The sequence below is a fragment of the Hyphomicrobiales bacterium genome, from assembly GCA_030688605.1.
Lineage (GTDB): Bacteria > Pseudomonadota > Alphaproteobacteria > Rhizobiales > NORP267 > JAUYJB01.
Window position 1 is genome coordinate 1 of sequence record JAUYJB010000106.1, and the last position, 17,460, is coordinate 17,460.

Below are 17,460 nucleotides of genomic sequence, written 5' to 3' on the forward strand. Positions count from 1 at the left end.
GCCATTTCGAAAAAGCGAGTCTTTCCAACAAATGCGAAGGCACCGGATACTGACCGTTTCTCCTAAGGTAGGGCAGATAAGTTATTGGAATCATTGAAGTCAAAAAGATGTGTGAATCCGATAGCCCGTCAAGGGGGAGGGGAATGATATTTTCGTCGTTGCCGGGTCGAGCCCGCGGGTGACGATGGGGATGATTTGCGGCCTCGCCCCGCAGCGGCAATCGAGAAGGCCGCTACTCCTCCTCTTCCTCGGGCATTTCGGCGGCGAGGATGTCGACGATGGCGGCCGTCTTGCCGGCGAGCGGATGGCCGGAGCGGTCGACCACGGCGCCCTCGCCGGAAATCCACATGAAGGCCTGCTCGACCTCGGCCACCGTCGGGCCGAGCGCCAAGATCGCGGCCGCGGTGCCGTTGTCGATCTCGCCGATGATGTGGATGAGGTCGTCATGCGTCGCGGCGGCGCGCCGGTCTGCATCAGTGCGCGTGTCGGCCATGTCTCTTCCTCCCGTGCCCCGGCCCATAACAGCATGTGGCGGTTGCCTTTCGCGTTGACCTTGCTCAATTTCCCGGGGGCGGCGCCGGCGCGGCACAACCCCCCGCGCGGTCAGAAGGGCTTTTCGCCGAGAATGGTGACCCGCCGCATCAGCCGCCGCTCGGTGGGGCTGAAATCCGTGCGGGCGTGAAGCGCGCAGCGATTGTCCCACATCAAAAGGTCGCCGGGCCGCCACTTATGGGCGTAGACGAACTCCGGGCGCTCCTGATGCGCGAACAGCTCCTCCAACAGCGCGTCGCTTTCCGCCTCCGGCAGGCCCTCGATCCGGCGCGTCATCAATCGATTGATGTAAAGCGCCTTGCGCCCGGTCGCGGGATGGATGCGGACGACGGGATGGGCGTAAGCCGGCGCATCGGCGGAGAGGACGGCTCCGCGCTTGGTCGGGGCGGAGCCATAGTCGTAGACGTTGAGCGCCTTGCGCCCGGCGATGCGCGTCTTGACCGTTTCGCCGAGCGTCTCGTAGGCGAGATAGGCGTTCGCGAACAGCGTGTCGCCGCCCTTGGACGGAACCTCGATGGCGTAGAGCAGCGAGCCCGTCGCCGGCCGCTCCTGGTGGCACTGGTCGGAATGGAACTGCATCTCCCCGTCGGGCAGCGCGCCGATCGGCTTACCGTCCTCGCGGATGTTCGAGATCTGCATTACCGCCGGGTGGGTCTTGACGAATTGCGGCGTATGGATCCGCGACAACGGCCCGAACCGCTCGGCAAAGCGCACCTGGTCCTCCTCGCTCAGCTTCTGGCCGCGGAACAGGAGCACGAGGTGGCGGTGCCAGGCATCGAGGATCTGCTCGAAGACGCCGTCTGGGATCTCGGCGCTCAAGTCGACGCCGACGATTTCGGCCCCGAGCGCCGGCGACAGCGGCCGGGTCTCGACGCCGGCCGTCAGCGCCGCTTCGCTGGATGCGGGCGAGGATGGGCTCATCTCGGTTACTCCTCCGGGGTCCGGTCCTTCCCCCGAGCGGCTCCGGTCCGGATGGTCCCATAGGACCGGGAGGCCGTCCAGTCCCGCCGACGCGGGCCGGATGGACCAGCCCGCGCCGACGGTTCCCTAAGGCCGGAAGCCGGACTAGGCTGCGCCGCGCGGGAGAGGGAAGGGGCAGGACATGGCCATCGATTTTCACTGCAATCTGTTCACGCCGGAAGCGATCGAGAAGCACTGGTACGGCCAGCCGGAAATCGCGCGGCTGATCAAATGGTGGCGGATGGAGGAACGGGTCAAGGGCGTCGCGGTCGACGACTTCATTGCGATGATGGACGAGGCCGGCCTCGACAAGGCGCTGATCCCGGCCATCCGCATGATGTCGTATCAGAACAGGACCATGGTCTGGGACATCACCGAGGAGGAGGTCGCGGCCGCCATCGGCAAGCACCCGGACCGGCTGATCGGCCTTGCCGGCTTCAATCCGCTGAAGAAGCTGGAGGCGGTGCGCCAGGTCGAACGGGCGGTCAAGGAGCTGGGCTTCAAGGGCGTCTATATCCACACCTACGGCTACGGCATCCCCTTGAACCACCGGCTCTATTATCCGCTCTACGCCAAATGCGTGGAGCTTAACGTGCCGGTCTCCATGCAGGTCGGCCACTCGGCCGAGCACATGCCGAACGAGCTCGGCCGGCCGATCCACCTCGACATCGTCGCCCTCGACTTTCCCGAGCTGAAGCTCGTCGGCGCCCACACCGGATGGCCGTGGACCGAAGAGATGATGTCGCTCGCCTGGAAGCACGAGAACGTCTATATCGGCATCGACGCCCATCATCCGAAATATCTCGAGCCGGGCCTGGTGCAGTTCATGAAGACGCGGGGGCAGAACAAGGTGCTTTACGGAACCAATTACCCAGCGGTGCTGCACGCGGAATCGATCGCCTGCATCCGCAACGAATTGGGGCTGACGGAAAAGGTCGCCGAAAAGATCCTCCATTCGAACGCCGCCCGCGTCTATGGCCTCTGAGCGGAGCGGGAGGGGAAACAAATGGACGGTGACATTGTCGCGATCGCCGCCGCGCGCACGGCCTTGGGCAGCTTCGGCGGCTCGTTCCGGCAGACGCCGGTCTACGACCTCGGCGCCGCCGTCATCGAGGCGGTGCTTGAGCGGGCGGGCGTGCCGGGAGAAGAGATCGACCGGGTCATCCTCGGCCATTGCCGGCAAGCGGGCAACGGCCCCAACCCGGCGCGCACCGCCTCGGTCAAGGGCGGTATTCCGACCGCGGTGCCGGCGGTGACCGTCAACATGGCCTGCCCGTCGGCGATGAAGGCGGTGATGCTGGCCGGCCAGGAGATCGCGTCCGGCAACGTCCGCATCGTCCTTGCCGGCGGCATGGAATCGATGAGCACCATGCCGTATCTGCTCAAGGATGTGCGCTGGGAGGGCTTCAAGCTCGGCGACAAGACGCTGTCCGACGCGTGGAGCGACACCATCGATCCCTTGTGCGGCTTCGGCATGGGCATGACGGCCGAGAACCAGGTGCAGAAATACGGCATCTCGCGCGCCGCGCAGGACGAATTCGCGCTCGCCTCGCAGCAAAAGGCGGCGAAAGCCCAAGGCGAGGGACTGACCGAGGCCGAGATCGTTCCGGTCAAGCTACCGCCGACGCGGCGCAACCCCGGCGGCGCGACCGTGGCGCGGGACGAGACGATCAGGCCGGACACCAATCTCGAGCGTCTCAGCAAGCTGAAACCGGTGTTTCTTGCCGACGGCAGCGTGACGGCGGGCAATTCCTGCGCCATGGGCGACGGCGCCTGCGCCATCCTGTTGACGAGCCGCGGCAACGCCAAGGCGATGGGGCTTGCGCCCCTGTTTTCCATCGTCTCGGCGGCCGAGGCCGCGGTCGAGCCGGCGACCATGGGCGACGGGCCTGCGCGCTCGGTTCCCCTGGCGCTGGAGAAGGCCGGCATGAGCCTCGACGACATGGATTTCATCGAGATCAACGAGGCCTTCGCGGCCCAGATCATCGCCAACGAGCGGGCGCTCAAATGGGACCGCGGCAAGCTCAACCTTTATGGCGGCGCCATCGCCCTCGGCCATCCGACCGGCATTTCCGGCGCCCGCATCCTGATCACCCTCGACAATATATTGCGCCGGAACGACAAGGAACTCGGGGTCGCGGGGATCTGCGGCGGCGGCGGTGTCACCACCGCCATGGTTATCCGGCGCGAAGGGTGAAGGACGGCGAGGGCGCGATGGCGGGCGAGGTGCTGCTCGACAAGAGGGACGACCGGATCGCGGTCCTCTCCCTCAACCGGCCGCAGGCGCTCAACGCCATCGACATGGCCCTGATCCGGGCGCTGCGCGAGGCAGTGCGCGACGTCGAGGCCGACGATGCGATCGACCTTCTGATCATGACCGGCGCCGGCGCCAAGGCCTTCTCGGTCGGCGTCGATCTGAAGGAACGGCAGAAGCTCAGCGACAGGCAAGCGCACGCCTTCCGCATGGGCGAACTGTTTCCGATGTATCGCGAGCTCGAACAGAAGACGAAGCCCGCGATCGCGCTCGTCAGGGGCCATTGCCTCGGCGGCGGCTTCGAGATCGCCCTGTGCTGCGACATGATCCTGGCGACGCCGGATGCGACGTTCGCCCTGCCGGAGGTGAAATGGGGGCTGATACCGGCGGCCGGCGGCTGCCGCAAGCTGCCCAAGCTCATCGGCATGGCGCGCGCCAAGGAACTCATTCTCACCGCAAGGACCGTCACGGCGGCAGACGCCGAACGGCTCGGCATCGTCAACCGCGTCGTCGCGGCCAAGAATGGTATGCATGAGGCGCTAGAGCTTGCCCGCGCGGTCCTCGCCAACACGCAGGCCGCGGTGCGCGGCGCCAAGCGCTGCCTCGACCATGACTCAGACTGGGACGGCGAGAAGACCGCCCCATTCGACATTAAGATCGCCAATCTCTGCTTTGCCGCAACGGACCGCAATCAGGGCGTATCGAACTTCACCGCGCGCAAGCGGCCGCGGTCCCAGATCACATCAAATCGATCCAAAATCATAAAACGTGATCGATTCTAATAAGATAGAGCAGGATGCGGGCGGAAAACCGGTTCCCGCTTTTCCTCATCCCGGTCCAGAAGCGGATTCCGGGCACGGGCAGCCGGCAGGCCGGTAACCGACCTGACGCCGCGATCCTGGAAAACCGACCGGGGTTAGGATAGCTTCCCTCCCTTGGCGGATGGATGCGGAGGGATACGGGCTGGACTTGGTCCGGATGGCCGAGGGGAAGAGTTGCATGCATGTCGGGATAGCGGGCAAACCCAGCCATTCGACGCTCGAACGCATCCTATTGGCGGTCTTCGTCGTCCTGTTCGTCGCAAACTTCGCCCTCCACGACTCCCGCGGGCTGGCCGGTCACAGCGACACGTTCCACTATCTCATTCCGGCCGCCAATCTGGCCGAGGGGCACGGCTACACCTATTTCGGCACGCCGGAGCTGATCTTTCCGCCCGGCTACGGCCTTGCCGCCTTGCCGCTTCACCTGGCCGGGTTCGAACTGGTGCAGGCCGGCGTCATCGCCAATGTGGCCTTCCTGCTGCTCACCTGTCTCTTCGCCTACCTCATGTGCCGCTTTTACGTGTCCCGCACATTCGCCCTTCTGGCCCCACTGTTCCTGGTCTCGAACGCGTTCATCATGGGCGTCACGGCGGTCGGCGCGTCGACGGTCGCCTACATGGCCGCGATCAGCGGCGCCGGATATTTCGTTCTCAGATTCATCCGCCAGCCGAGACGCAATCCGCATAACCTCATCGTCGCCAGCGCCTTCGGCGGATGGGCCATGCTGACGCGCCCCGAAGGCATGGGGATCGCGGCGGCCCTGCTCGGTTTCCTGATTCTCGACCTCGCCATCAGGCAGCCCTCGCCGCGCCTTTCGCTCAAGTTCGCGGGCCAACTGGCACTATACGTCTTCGTGTACGTCGCGCCGCTGGCCGCCGTCTACGCGCCCTATGCGGGGTTTCTCTCGCGCCATGTCGGCGAATTCACCCTGACGACCAAGGCCGCCTCGAACGTCGTGGACGGCCAGGTGACGATGCAGGAAGGCGAGGACAATGAATTCCTGCGGCGGGACCTCTACCTCCTGAGCATTCAGACCGAGGCAGAGGCGCCGACCTTGGGATACGACCTCAGGGTGGCCGAGGTCGAGACCAGTCTGCGGGAAGACATTCCCAGGTTTTTGAAGAACCTGGCCGCTTACGCCAAATATCTGATCGGGGAAAACATCGCCGTGCTCGCCGCGGTGGTCCTGTTCGTTGCCGCCTGTGCGTGGCGCGACGGGTTCCGGAAACCGCCGATCAGGCTCGATCGGGTTTCCGACTTATGGGAGCCCATCGGATTTTGCCTGTTCATGCTGTCCCCTGTCATTCCGATGGCCTACTTCGTCTCCGGATCAAGGTTTTTCACGCCGCACAGCGCATTCGTGATCATCGGCGCCGTCGTGCTGCTCGGATGGACCTTCGCCGGCCGACCGGCCGCGGCGCAGAAGGCGGATTGGCGCGTCCTGACCTTCAGTGTCGCCCTGCCGCTGATCCTGCTCGACGGCTATTGGAACATTTCCATCTGGCGCCGCGCATCGGAGATTTACCCGCTGCAAAGGGCCTCGATCGCGCTCTCCGCGCTTGCCGCCGAGCGCCCGGTGAACGTGATCTCGCTCAGACGGCCGGCGGTGGCCATGTATTACGCGAACGGCCGTCGCGCCCCGTTCGCCGCCAAATCGGCTTGCGCTGCGCCGAGAAGCTCTCCTGACGATATCATCGACTACATGCAGACGAAGGGCCTCAGATACCTGCTGCTCGATCGGACCTATATGCCGACGCGGCCCGGGGTCTCGCCTCTTTGGACGTGCCCGCCGGACTCATGTCCGCCGGCTCTACGTCTCGTCTTGGAAGAGCGAGGCGTTTACAGGATCTTCGAGCTTTCTCCGATGGTTGCATCGTTGCCGGCGTCATCCGCAACGCTGTCCCCCGCGGCGGCGAGCCGTGGAAACATATTCACCGTGCCGTTCGAGGGAAAAGACTGCAGGTAGCTTTTCGCGGGTCTTGCTGCGGCATCGCGCAATACCGCCAAGAAGAAACCTGGCTTCGGGAAATCAAGGCCAACGGGCCGCCCGCCCGCAAGTCGGCGATGGGCGATGACGGCAAACCGGACTTGGGCAATGTCATATGAGTCACGGCCCTTATCGAAGCGAATTGACACCCGAAATCAGCCGGCGCACCCTAGGCGCCGGATCGATCCGTCGCATCCCGGACAAACAGGGGCCCATGCCCGAGCTGCCGGATTAAGGATAATCCAGCTTCTCGGTTTACTCCGCATAGCGGGGCAGCAATGTTGCCCCTTGTCTAAGTTGAGCTTGTGCCATATCTGGCTGCGCACCAACGTCTTTTGGCGCCTGGCCGCGATTGTTCCCGGACCGGCGCTTTAGGTGGAGGTAGTCTTGTGACCGTGCATAAACACGATCTCACTCGAACGTTCCGGCGTTTGCTTGCCGGCTCGATCGTCGCTTTTTCCGCCACCATGCTCGCAGCCGGGGTTTCGGCGCAAAGCCCCGCCGAGACGGCCGCGCCCGACCCCGTTGCGGGGGCGGCTCCTGCCGAGGCTTCTGCGGAGACTTCCGGAGAAACTGCCGGGGAGGCCGCTGGAGAGGCGGCGTGCTGGGCCGGGTCCGAGGCGGACGGAAACCCGAGCGCGAATGCGAACGGATACGTGCTGGGCATCGGCGATCTCCTCAGAATATCGCTCTACCAACGGCCCGATTTGTCCGGCGAGTTCCGGGTCCGGGAAGACGGCCGCATTTCCCTGCCGCTACTCGGGCTGATCCCGGTCGCGGGCAAGGATCTCGTCGAGACCGAGAAGGCCATTCACGCCAGCTTTCAAGCGATTGCCGGTCTCACCACGAGCCTCGGCCTGGAGGTCGTCGAACGGCGTCCTTTCTACGTCATCGGATTGGTCAACGCGCAGGGGCCCCACCCCTATACGCGGGGTTTGACCGTGCTGCGCGCCGTTGCGCTGAGCGGCGGGCTTTTCCGTCCCGGCCTGAATTTGGGCCCGTCCATCGATGTGTCGCGTGAGGCCGCGAGGCTTGGCGCCGCCGACGCCGAGCTCAAGAGGAATCTTGCCCGCCACGTCCGACTGCTGGCGGAACGCGAGGGCAAGGAGACGATCGAAGCGCCCGAAAAGCTCGTCGAACTGGAGTCGCCGGACCGGGTCCAGGAGCTCATGGCGGCGGAAAGGCGCCTGATGCGGGAACGCAACATCGCCTATCAAAAGGAGACCGAGGGACGCAAAGCCGGCGTGCGGCTCGCCAAGGAAGTGATCTCCTCACTGGAGGAGCAGCACAAGGCCATGCTGCAGCAGGTCGAGCTGGCGCGAAAAGAGCAGGCGATTTCGGAGGACCTGCTGAAAAAGGGTCTGAGCCGTCGCGGAGACCTGCTCACGCTGCAACGCGTCATGGCGAACCTGGAGGCGGGTGAGCGCGATACCGTCGCGCGCATCGCGCGGGCGAAGTTCGACCTCGTGACGGCCGAACGGGACCTGAGCCTGCTGGAGGTCAACCGTTCGCTGAATCTGGAGCAGGAAATCAACACCGTGGAAGCGCAGATTGCATCGAACGAACTGAGCATCCGCTATTCCAAACGGATCATCGAGAGCCTGACCAGCATTCCCGTAAACAATAGTTCGTCGATTCGATCGTCGACGATGAAATATGACATCGTTCGCAATATGGGCAAAAAGCAGAAGATCCTGGAGGCCACGGAGTCGACCCCGCTGTGCCCGGACGACGTGCTCCGCGTCATGCCTTCTCCGGAAGACTAGAGCGGTTTCCGGTCATAGGGGTCGGAGGATGAACCAAGTTCAGGGGGGACGGCACGGCTATGATGCCCCCGCGGTCGCTCTCTCTCATGCGGCGCCCAACCGATCGCAAGACCGCAAATCCTCTGTCGACAAAGCAGCGCGGCGCGCGGCCGGAGGAAACGGAACGGAATAACGATCGTTGCGCGCAAGCGGCTGTTTCGCGTGGCCGAAGGAAAAGAACGGACAAGGCATCAAGCGGAATGCGCAAGCCTGCCATTCGCGCTCTTTTACGGAGCACCCGATGACTGCACCCTCTCGACTGGATGACGTCCGCATCGGCGTCGTCGGCCTCGGCTATGTCGGATTGCCGATCGCCGTGTATATGGCGCGGCGGTTTCCGGTCATCGGATTCGACGTCAAGGCGAAACGCATCGAGGAGCTGGCACGCGGCTTCGACCGCACGCACGAGGTCACGGCAGAGGAATTCGCCGCCGCCCGGGATCTGAGCTTTACCGCCGACCCCGACGGTCTCAAGCAGTGCAACTTCTATATCGTCTCGGTACCGACGCCGATCGACCAGGCCAAACGGCCCGACCTGACCGCTCTCCAGCGCGCCAGCGAGGCGGTCGGCCGCACGCTCCGCTGCGGCGATATCGTCGTTTACGAGTCAACCGTCTATCCGGGCGCCACGGAGGAGGTGTGCGTCCCGATCCTGGAGAGCGCCTCTGGCCTGAAGTTCAACACCGACTTTTTCGCCGGCTATTCGCCGGAGCGCATCAACCCCGGCGATATGGAGCACCGGCTGCCGGATATCGTCAAGATCACGTCCGGGTCGACGCCGGGAGCGGCCGACCTGGTGGATGCCGTCTATTCCGAGATCATCACCGCCGGCACCTACAGGGCAAGCTCGATCCGGGTCGCAGAAGCGGCCAAGGTGATCGAGAACATTCAGCGCGACGTCAATATCGCGCTCGTCAATGAATTGGCGATGCTGTTCAAGAAGCTGGGCCTGGAGTCGCGGGAGGTGCTGCAGGCCGCAGGCACCAAGTGGAACTTCCACAAATATTCGCCCGGTCTCGTCGGCGGCCACTGCATCGGCGTCGATCCCTACTATCTGACGTTCAAGGCCGAATCGATCAGCTTCCACCCCGACATCATTCTCGCCGGAAGACGCATTAACGACGGCATGGCGTCCTTCGTCGCCGCCGACATCGTGAAGACGATGCTGCAGCGCAAGCTCGACGTCAGCAATGCGCGCGTGCTGGTCATGGGCTTTAGCTTCAAGGAGAATTGCCCCGACCTGCGCAATACCAAAGTCGCCGACCTCGTCTATTGGCTCCAGGACGCCGCCATAGAGACGCAAGTCTACGATCCGCTGGCCGATCCGTCGGAGGCCCGCGAGGAGTACGGGATCCAGGTGCTGAACGAGCTTCCCGCCGGCCCGTTCGACGTTCTCGTGTTCGCCGTCAATCACGACAACATCCGAAACGGCGACCGGGCGGAAATCGCCAAGTTGCTCAAGCCAAACGGCCTTATCTACGATATCAAGGGCGTGCTCCCCTTGAACGAGAGCCATAGAAGGCTGTGACCAGGGCCGTTTCGCATGCATAGTCTCGCAACAGGCGTTGCCGGCTTTATCGGCTGCAAGACGCGCAAGGGGCGGCGGGACCGCGGGCCCGATGTGCCGGGCCCCGGCCATATGAGGCGCTGTTGCGATCGCCGCCCGCGGCGGGCGCGGAACAACGTCCCGCAGACCGATGCGGATGCCGTCGCGGCGGCAGACGGCGGCAAGCGCTCCGCGGCATGGTTCCGCGACGAGTACGGTGTATAGCGATGGCGCCCGAGGACGGTGGAAGCATGAGAGCGCAGGCGCAGTCCCTCGTTAAATACACGCTGTTCAATGCCCCGTGGACGCTGATCGCGTCGCTGTCGTCGGGGCTGTCCAACTACATCATCATTCTCGTGCTGTCCGGCGCCTTCGGTTTGGCCGCCGGAGGCCAGTTCAGGCTGTTTCTTTCGATCATGGGCGTGCTCAGCATCTTCACGCTGACCGACACCGGAAAGATTGTCGTCAAGTATCTGGTGCTGGGCGATGCGGGCGTCGTGCGGCCGCTGCTGTTCAACCGGATGCGCTGGGCGCTGGCGGGGATCGTCGCCGGCGCGGTGTGGGCCGCCATATTCTACGATCGCGGCAACGAGCTGTGGCTGCCGGTGCTGGCCGGCGCCCTGCTGCTGCCGCTGACCTACCCCACCGACATGTACGCGCAGATCAACCAGGCGCGCAAGCAATTCTCCCTCAACGCGCTGTACAGCGTGACCAAATACGGCACCCTGGTGGTGCTCGCGCTCGTCGCGACCCGGGTCGGGATGTCGGTCGCCGTATTCCTGATCGCCTATTCGATCGCCATCGCCAGCTATCACATTTTCTACCTGACGCGGCATCCGGAAACCTTCGAGCAGGCCAACCCGAACGCGCGCACCTATATCCGCGAAGGCATTCAGCTCAGCGGCAGCGGCCTGTTTCCGCTGTTGATGGAGAGCGCCGACAAGTTCCTGATTTCCTACTTCTTCGGCCTCGAGGCGCTCGGCCTTTACGCCATCGGCGTGTCGACCGGGCGGCTGTTTCTGCACCTGGTCAAGCCGACGCTGGCGATCTACTTCCCGATCCTGGTCACGCGGCGGCCCGACGCACGGCTGCTGCTCGTTTCCCTCATCGTGCTGACCGGCATCGGCATCGTCGCCGCGCTGCTCATGGAATGGTACTTCACGTACGTCCTCGCCGCCAAGTATATGGACGCCTATCCGCTCGCCGCCGTTGTCGTCGCCGGCCTCGGCGTCTATGCTGTCGGCGTCATCATTCAATATTCATCGATTTATTATAAGCACTCCACCGTCATCATCCCCGCCATCGTCAATGTCACGACCGCGATCCTCGTTGTCTCCTATCTGTTCGTTTCGGTCCTTCAAGGCGGTGAATATGCCCTCCTGCTTTGTGCCGCGTCGTACCCGCTCCGCGACTTCCTCATTATGACGACCACCACGCTGCTCTCGAAAAGAGTTGGGGTCCATGAGAAGACTGATCTTGTTCATTGATCTCGGAGGTTCGTTTGGACAAGGCGAACGATTTGGTCTTCTTCTGAGGAATATGGTCCAATACGAGAAATTCCTCGAAAGCGGCAGTTTCGACGAAGTCTACTACTTCACCTACGACGACCGCGACCAGGACAAGCTTGCTGAACTCAAGCGCAACAAGGGCGTACCGGAGAACATCCGGGCCTTGACGCCGCCGCGCTTTCTGCGCTCGCGCCGCGGCGCGGTCATCTACTCCATCATCGGTCCCATCCTGCACTATCGCGTGATCTCGCAGGCGACGGCGCTCAGGACGCAGCAGGTGAGCGGTGCCTGGGCCGGGTTGATCGCGAAGCTGATCACCGGAAAACCGCTGCTGTTCAGGCTCGGCTATCCGCTTTCGATCCGGTTCAAGACCGAGGGCCGGAAAGTCAAGTACGTCATGGCGCTGGCCATAGAGAGGCTGCTCGTCCGCTTTGCCGACCATGTGGCGGTGACCTCGCGCGCCATGCAGACCTATTACGCCGGCTCCGGGAAAAGCGAGAAGGTCACCGTGCTGCCGAGCTATGTCGATGTGACCGGATTTACGCCCATCACCGACTACGCCGCCGACAAGCCGCTCCTGTTCGTCGGCCGGCTGAACGAGGTGAAGAACATCGCCAACCTCATTCTCGCTTGCGGCCGTCTCGGCGTACCCCTCGACATCTATGGTTTCGGACCGCTCGAAGAAGAATTGAAGGCGACGGCGCGGGCCTGCCGAGCGACGGTCAGCTTCAAGGGCGTCGTGCCCAACAGCGAGCTGATGCGCGCCCACCACGACCACACGATATTCGTGCTGTGCTCGACCCGCGAAGGCATGCCCAAGGCGCTGATCGAGGCCATGGCGTCGGGCCTGATCTGCGTGGTGACGCGGACGGATGGCGCGCTTGAACTGATCGAGGACGGGGTCACCGGCCATCATATCGACGGCTTCGACGCCGACGCGATCGAGCGCAAGCTGCGCGAGGTGCTGGCCTCCATCGATCCGGAAATCGGCCGCAGAGCCAGCGCCTTCGTGCGCAAGAACAATTCGCTCGAGCACGCGGTCGAGCTCGAACTCAAGATCTTCGACAAGATCATCCGGGACCGCCGGCAGCCCGCACCCGCGACGCTCAAACAGCCCTGATGGCGAGAGTGAATCATGGCTAGGCGCTTCAGCGGGCCCACTCCACGGGTCGGACACCTTAGACCGCTCTATGAAGGCAAGAACGAATGAGCGTCGCTGTGATCCCCTACCGGCAGATTCTCAGTCTCTACCACCGGTCGAAATTCTATCTCGATCTGCCGATGGTTTACCAAATCCTGCAGTTTCGCGAGGTCCGCAAGCGCTTCTATACCGAACTGTGGCAGACGGCGGCGCGCAATGTCGGAGCCGACTTCGAGCATTGGAAGTTCGGCTATTTCCGCCTCCGCCGCGATGGGTTGACGACCGTCGTCCAGCAATCCCGCGTGATGCTGGATGATCAGCTCACCTTGAACATCATGGGCAACAAGATTCTGACCTATGAGCTGATGCGCGAGAAGGGCGCCAAGGTGCCGGACTCCTGCGCCTACACGCTGAGCTCGCTCGAAGATGCGAAGGCCTTCATGGCCCGGCAGAACGGGCCGGTGGTGGTCAAGCCGGCGAGCGGCACCGGCGGCGGACGCGGCGTTTCGACCGGCATCACCAGCCTCGCCGCCCTCAAGAAGGCCTCGCGTCTTGCGGCGCGCTCCAGCGAGCACTTGCTCGTCGAGGAGCAGATCGAGGGCGACTCATACCGCCTGCTTTATCTGGACGGACAATTCATCGACGCGATCCGCCGCGATCCGCCCACCGTCACCGGCGATGGACGGCACACGATCCGGCAGCTCATCAAGGAGGAGAACAAGCGGCGCCTCAAGGGGCAACCGTTCACCGCCATGAACCCGCTGCTGCTCGACCGCGACTGCCGCAACAAGCTCAGGGCGCAAGACTTGCGGCCGGGCAGCCGGCCGGCGGAAGGCGAAGTCATCGTTGTCAAGCAGGCGATCAACGCCAACGCCGCGCGCGAGAACCACACCGTCAAGGATCAGGTCCACCCCGATCTGATCGAAGCCGGCGCCGATCTCGTCAAGGCGCTGGGGGTGCGCTTTGCCGGGCTCGACTGGATGTGCTCGGACATCTCGCTGCCATTGTCTAACAGCGACGGACGATTCAACGAGGTCAATACGACGCCGGGAATTCATCATCATTATTTGGTGGCCGAGCCCGACAATGCGACTCCAGTCGCCGAACGCCTGCTCGAGCACATGTTCACGACGCGCCAGGGCGTCATGGCGCTGTGATCGTGTGATGGGGCTGGATATTTCGACGCCGGTTCTGCTCCTGGGAGGTCGGGAGAACTCGCTCGCCGTGGCGCGGCACCTGGGCGGCCTCGGGATCGCGGTGCGCGTCAGCGGTACGGCCAGCTGCATGGCGATGCGATCGCGCTATTGCCGGCAGAGCTTCCCGGTTCCGCGCGGCCGGCCGACGGGCGAATATTGGCAGGAGCTGTTGCTCTCGCCCGGCCATGGCGGTCTACACGGACATATCGTCTTTGCATGCAATGACGAGGCGATTGAGTTCATGGCGGGCCACCGGCAGGAGCTGGAGCGCCATTACCTTCTCGACGATTTCGTGCCCGACCTTCAGCGCGCCATGCTCGACAAGATGCGCACGCTGGAGCTTGGCCGCGCCGCCGGCGTGCCGGTGCCCAATTTCTGGAAAACCGAGCGCGGCGCGGACATCGAATGGATGCGCGACGAGGTGGCGTTTCCCGTCATGGTGAAGCCCATCCTGTCGCACAAATTCTCGCGCGTCTTCGGCCGCAAGCTGTTCATCATCGAGGACAGTTTCGAGGAGCTTGCCGAAAAGGTGCGCCTCGCCCACGAGCACGGGCTCGACGTCATGGTCGTCGAGATGATCCCCGGTCCCGACGACCTGACGAGCAGCTACTTTTCCTACCTCGACCGGTCCGGCCGGCATCTCTACCATTTCACCAAGCGCGTCCTGCGCCGCCATCCCGTCAATCGGGGCGGCGCCAGCTACCACATCACCGAGTGGCTGCCGGAGACGGCGGAGCTCGGACGCAAGTTCCTGCAAGGCATCCGGTTTCACGGGATCGCCAATGTCGAATTCAAGCGCGACCCGCGCGACGGCCTATTGAAGGTGATCGAGGTCAACGCCCGCTACACCGCCCCGCACAGGCTGATCGTCAATGTCGGCGCGCCGATCGACCTGATCATATACTGCCATCTGACCGGCCAGCGCGGGCCGCAATTCGAGCAGTACGAGCAATTCAGACGGCTTTGGTATCCGCCGCGCGACTTTCGCGCCTTTCTGCAGCTCCGCGCGCGGGGAGAGCTGACCTTCGCGGGATGGCTGCGCAGCGTTCTCCACCGCCGGACGGACCTGCCGTTCTGGAGCGTGAGCGATCCTATGCCGTCGCTTGCGCTCGCGATTTCCACACTGCGCAGAATCAAGGGGATGACCGATGGATAACGATCGCGTCGCCGCAGACGCTCTGAGGTCCTACGTACAGGACATCATGCGCGCGCACGGCGCCGACGAAGAGCAGGTTCTCTGCGTATCGGAAAACATGATCTGGAATAATCTCGTCAACCGCCGCAACTACGGCGTCCGGCGGTTGCCGATCCAAATGAAGCGGTTGCGGCTCGGCCTCCTGCGCGCGCCCTGCCACCCGACATTCGAGCCCGCGTCACCCTCCATGGAGCGGCTCGACGGCGACGCCGGCTTCGGCCAGTACGTCGCCGAACTCGGCATGCGGCGGGCCATCGCCCTGGCGCGCGAAGCAGGCGTCGGCATCGTAGCCGTGCGCAACAGCAACTACTTCGGAACCGGCGCTTATATGGTGCATCTGGCCGCTGCGGCCGGCATGGCCGGCATCGTGATGAGCAATGCCTTCCCCAAGGTCGTCCCGCATGGCGGCATCAAGCCGGTATTCGGCACCAACCCCCTCGCCTTTGGGGTGCCGCGCCGCGATGGCAAGAGCCTGCTCTTCGACATGGCCACCGCCGCGCTTGCGGGCTCCAAGGTACGCGATCATCTGCGCACCGGCAAACCGCTGCCCGAAGGCCTTGCAATCAACACCGAAGGCAAGCCGATCACCGACCCTGCCCGGGTCGGCGAAGGGGCGCTGCTGCCGCTTGGCGGGGCCAAGGGATATGGCCTGGCGCTGATGGTCGAAATCCTGAGCGGCGTCATCACCGGAGCTGGCGTATCGTTCGGCGTCGCCTCGATGTTCGGCGATTTCACCCGCAGCGCCGACATCGGCCATTTCCTGATGGCGCTCGACATATCGCGCTTGATGCCGCTTGCGACCTATTTCGAGCGCCTGGACCAGCTCGAGCAGATCCTGGCGGATTCAGCGCCCGACGGGCAGGTGCGGCTGCCCGGCATGGTGCGCTGGCAATACTACGGCGACTATTTGGCAAACGGCATCCCGTTGGACCGGCAGGCGCGCAGCGATCTTGAGGAGCTTTCCAGCCCCTATGCCATTGCGACGCCCTGGTGAAGTCGCGAAAACGGCTTCAACGGAACAATGCCATGGGACGATCGAAAACGAGGTAGCCGTCAACAATCGAACCGGCACGTGGCGGCGCGCAACGTCAGTAGCAAATGCTCGGAGCGGAAATCCAGCCAGTGTTCGCCTTGCTCACGATAGTTCGACGACGATCATCGGCCTCTTGCCCGGCATGCCGGACGATGCGCTCTTTTGCGCCAGGGTCCGTTCACCTGCTCCCAAGGCGTCACGGCGCCGTGACGACGTGATGGGGCTGGACACGTCGACGCCGGTTCTGCTCCTCGGCGGGCAGGAGAATGCGCTCGCCGTGGCGCGCCACCTGGGCAGCCACGGCATCGCGGTGCGCGTCAGCGGTACGGCAAGCTGCATGGCGATGCGATCGCGCTATTGCCGACAGAGCTTCCCCGTTCCGCCCGGCCGGTCGGCGGACACGTATTGGAATGAGCTGCTGCTGCCGCCCGGCAATGGCAGTCTGCACGGACATATCGTCTTTGCATGCAATGACGAGGCGATCGAGTTCATGGCCGATCATCATCGGGAGCTCGAGGAGCACTATCTGCTCGACGATTCCGTGCCGGAAATCCAGCACGCCATGCTCGACAAGATGCGCACGCTGGAGCTCGCCCGCGCCGCCGGAGTGCCGGTGCCCAATTTCTGGAAGATTCGGAGCATCGCCGATGCCGAGCGGCTGCGCGGCGAGGTGGTCTTCCCGGTCATGGTGAAGCCCATCCTGTCGCACAAGTTCTTCCGCGTCTTCGGCCGCAAGCTTTTCATCATCGAGGACAGCTTCGACGAGCTCGTCCAAAAGGTGCGCCTGGCCCACGAGCACGGCATGGCGGTCATGGTCGTCGAGATGATCCCCGGCCCCGACGACCTGACGAGCAGCTACTACACCTATATCGACGGGTCCGGGCGGACCCTGTTGCATCTCACCAAGCGGGTTGTGCGCCGCCACCCCGTCAATCGGGGCGGCGCCTGCTACCACATCACCGAGTGGCTACCGGAGACGGCGGAGCTCGGGCGCAAGTTCTTCGAGGGCATCCGGTTCCGAGGGCTCGGCATCATCGAATTCAAGCGCGATCCGCGCGACGGACAATTGAAGGTTATCGAGGTCAACCCTCGCTTCACGGCCCCGCACAGGCTGATCGTCAATGTGGGCGCGCCGATCGACCTGATCATATATTGCCATCTGACCGGCCAGCCCCGGCCGCAATTCGACCAGTACGAGCAATTCAGAAGGATGCTGTATCCGCTTCACGATTTTCTCGCCTTCAGGCAGCTCCGCGCGCGGGGCGAGCTGAGCTTCCTGGGTTGGCTGCGCAGCATCCTGCATCGCAGAACGGATTTTCCCGTCTGGAGCCTGAGCGATCCCATGCCGGCGATCGTGCATACGGTCCAGCTCCTGCGGCGCATCAAAGAGGCAACCGACGGCAATTAAATGCCTCGACGCAGGCGCTGCGAAATCCTATGCACGCGGCATGGCGCGCGGACA

The 17,460-nt window shown here is 63.8% G+C and carries 14 protein-coding genes; 12 read left to right on the forward strand and 2 right to left on the reverse strand.

Annotated features, from left to right (window positions below; genetic code table 11):
- Window positions 1–232: 232 nt before the first annotated feature.
- Window positions 233–493, reverse strand: coding sequence for a hypothetical protein (locus Q8P46_11535; GenBank protein ID MDP2620786.1), 261 nt, complete (start codon window positions 491–493; stop codon window positions 233–235).
- A gap of 110 nt (window positions 494–603) precedes the next feature.
- Window positions 604–1,473, reverse strand: a complete 870-nt coding sequence (locus tag Q8P46_11540; protein MDP2620787.1) for a TauD/TfdA family dioxygenase — start codon at window positions 1,471–1,473, stop codon at window positions 604–606.
- A gap of 181 nt (window positions 1,474–1,654) precedes the next feature.
- Here Q8P46_11540 and Q8P46_11545 point away from each other — a divergent pair, with 181 nt between their 5' ends.
- From Q8P46_11545 to Q8P46_11600, 12 genes are all read left to right on the forward strand, one after another.
- Entirely contained in the window at window positions 1,655–2,497 is an 843-nt protein-coding gene (locus Q8P46_11545; GenBank protein ID MDP2620788.1) for an amidohydrolase family protein, read from the forward strand.
- Between the two features lie 21 nt (window positions 2,498–2,518).
- On the forward strand, window positions 2,519–3,709 hold the full coding sequence (locus Q8P46_11550) for a thiolase family protein (GenBank protein ID MDP2620789.1): 1,191 nt from the start codon (window positions 2,519–2,521) through the stop codon (window positions 3,707–3,709).
- Window positions 3,706–4,548, forward strand: a complete 843-nt coding sequence (locus tag Q8P46_11555; protein ID MDP2620790.1) for an enoyl-CoA hydratase/isomerase family protein — start codon at window positions 3,706–3,708, stop codon at window positions 4,546–4,548. The genes Q8P46_11550 and Q8P46_11555 overlap by 4 nt, the downstream gene beginning before the upstream one ends.
- 217 nt (window positions 4,549–4,765) lie before the next feature.
- Window positions 4,766–6,553: a glycosyltransferase family 39 protein gene (locus tag Q8P46_11560; GenBank protein MDP2620791.1), complete on the forward strand. Its 1,788-nt coding sequence runs from the start codon at window positions 4,766–4,768 to the stop codon at window positions 6,551–6,553.
- A 410-nt stretch (window positions 6,554–6,963) separates the two neighbouring features.
- Window positions 6,964–8,340: a polysaccharide biosynthesis/export family protein gene (locus Q8P46_11565; protein ID MDP2620792.1), complete on the forward strand. Its 1,377-nt coding sequence runs from the start codon at window positions 6,964–6,966 to the stop codon at window positions 8,338–8,340.
- Window positions 8,341–8,620: 280 nt separating this feature from the next.
- Window positions 8,621–9,907 carry a nucleotide sugar dehydrogenase gene (locus tag Q8P46_11570; GenBank protein MDP2620793.1) on the forward strand — a complete coding sequence of 429 codons (1,287 nt, stop codon included), beginning with the start codon at window positions 8,621–8,623 and terminating at the stop codon, window positions 9,905–9,907.
- Window positions 9,908–10,176: 269 nt separating this feature from the next.
- Window positions 10,177–11,412 (forward strand): oligosaccharide flippase family protein, encoded by a 1,236-nt coding sequence (locus Q8P46_11575; protein ID MDP2620794.1) that lies wholly within the window; start codon window positions 10,177–10,179, stop codon window positions 11,410–11,412.
- Between the two features lie 52 nt (window positions 11,413–11,464).
- Window positions 11,465–12,553 (forward strand): glycosyltransferase family 4 protein, encoded by a 1,089-nt coding sequence (locus tag Q8P46_11580; protein ID MDP2620795.1) that lies wholly within the window; start codon window positions 11,465–11,467, stop codon window positions 12,551–12,553.
- An 86-nt stretch (window positions 12,554–12,639) separates the two neighbouring features.
- Window positions 12,640–13,731: a hypothetical protein gene (locus tag Q8P46_11585; GenBank protein ID MDP2620796.1), complete on the forward strand. Its 1,092-nt coding sequence runs from the start codon at window positions 12,640–12,642 to the stop codon at window positions 13,729–13,731.
- A gap of 7 nt (window positions 13,732–13,738) precedes the next feature.
- Window positions 13,739–14,926, forward strand: coding sequence for a hypothetical protein (locus Q8P46_11590; GenBank protein ID MDP2620797.1), 1,188 nt, complete (start codon window positions 13,739–13,741; stop codon window positions 14,924–14,926).
- A complete protein-coding gene (locus tag Q8P46_11595) occupies window positions 14,919–15,959 on the forward strand; it encodes an Ldh family oxidoreductase (protein MDP2620798.1) in 1,041 nt (346 codons plus the stop codon). The genes Q8P46_11590 and Q8P46_11595 overlap by 8 nt, the downstream gene beginning before the upstream one ends.
- Window positions 15,960–16,215: 256 nt before the next feature.
- On the forward strand, window positions 16,216–17,406 hold the full coding sequence (locus Q8P46_11600; GenBank protein ID MDP2620799.1) for a hypothetical protein: 1,191 nt from the start codon (window positions 16,216–16,218) through the stop codon (window positions 17,404–17,406).
- The last annotated feature ends 54 nt before the right edge of the window (window positions 17,407–17,460 follow it).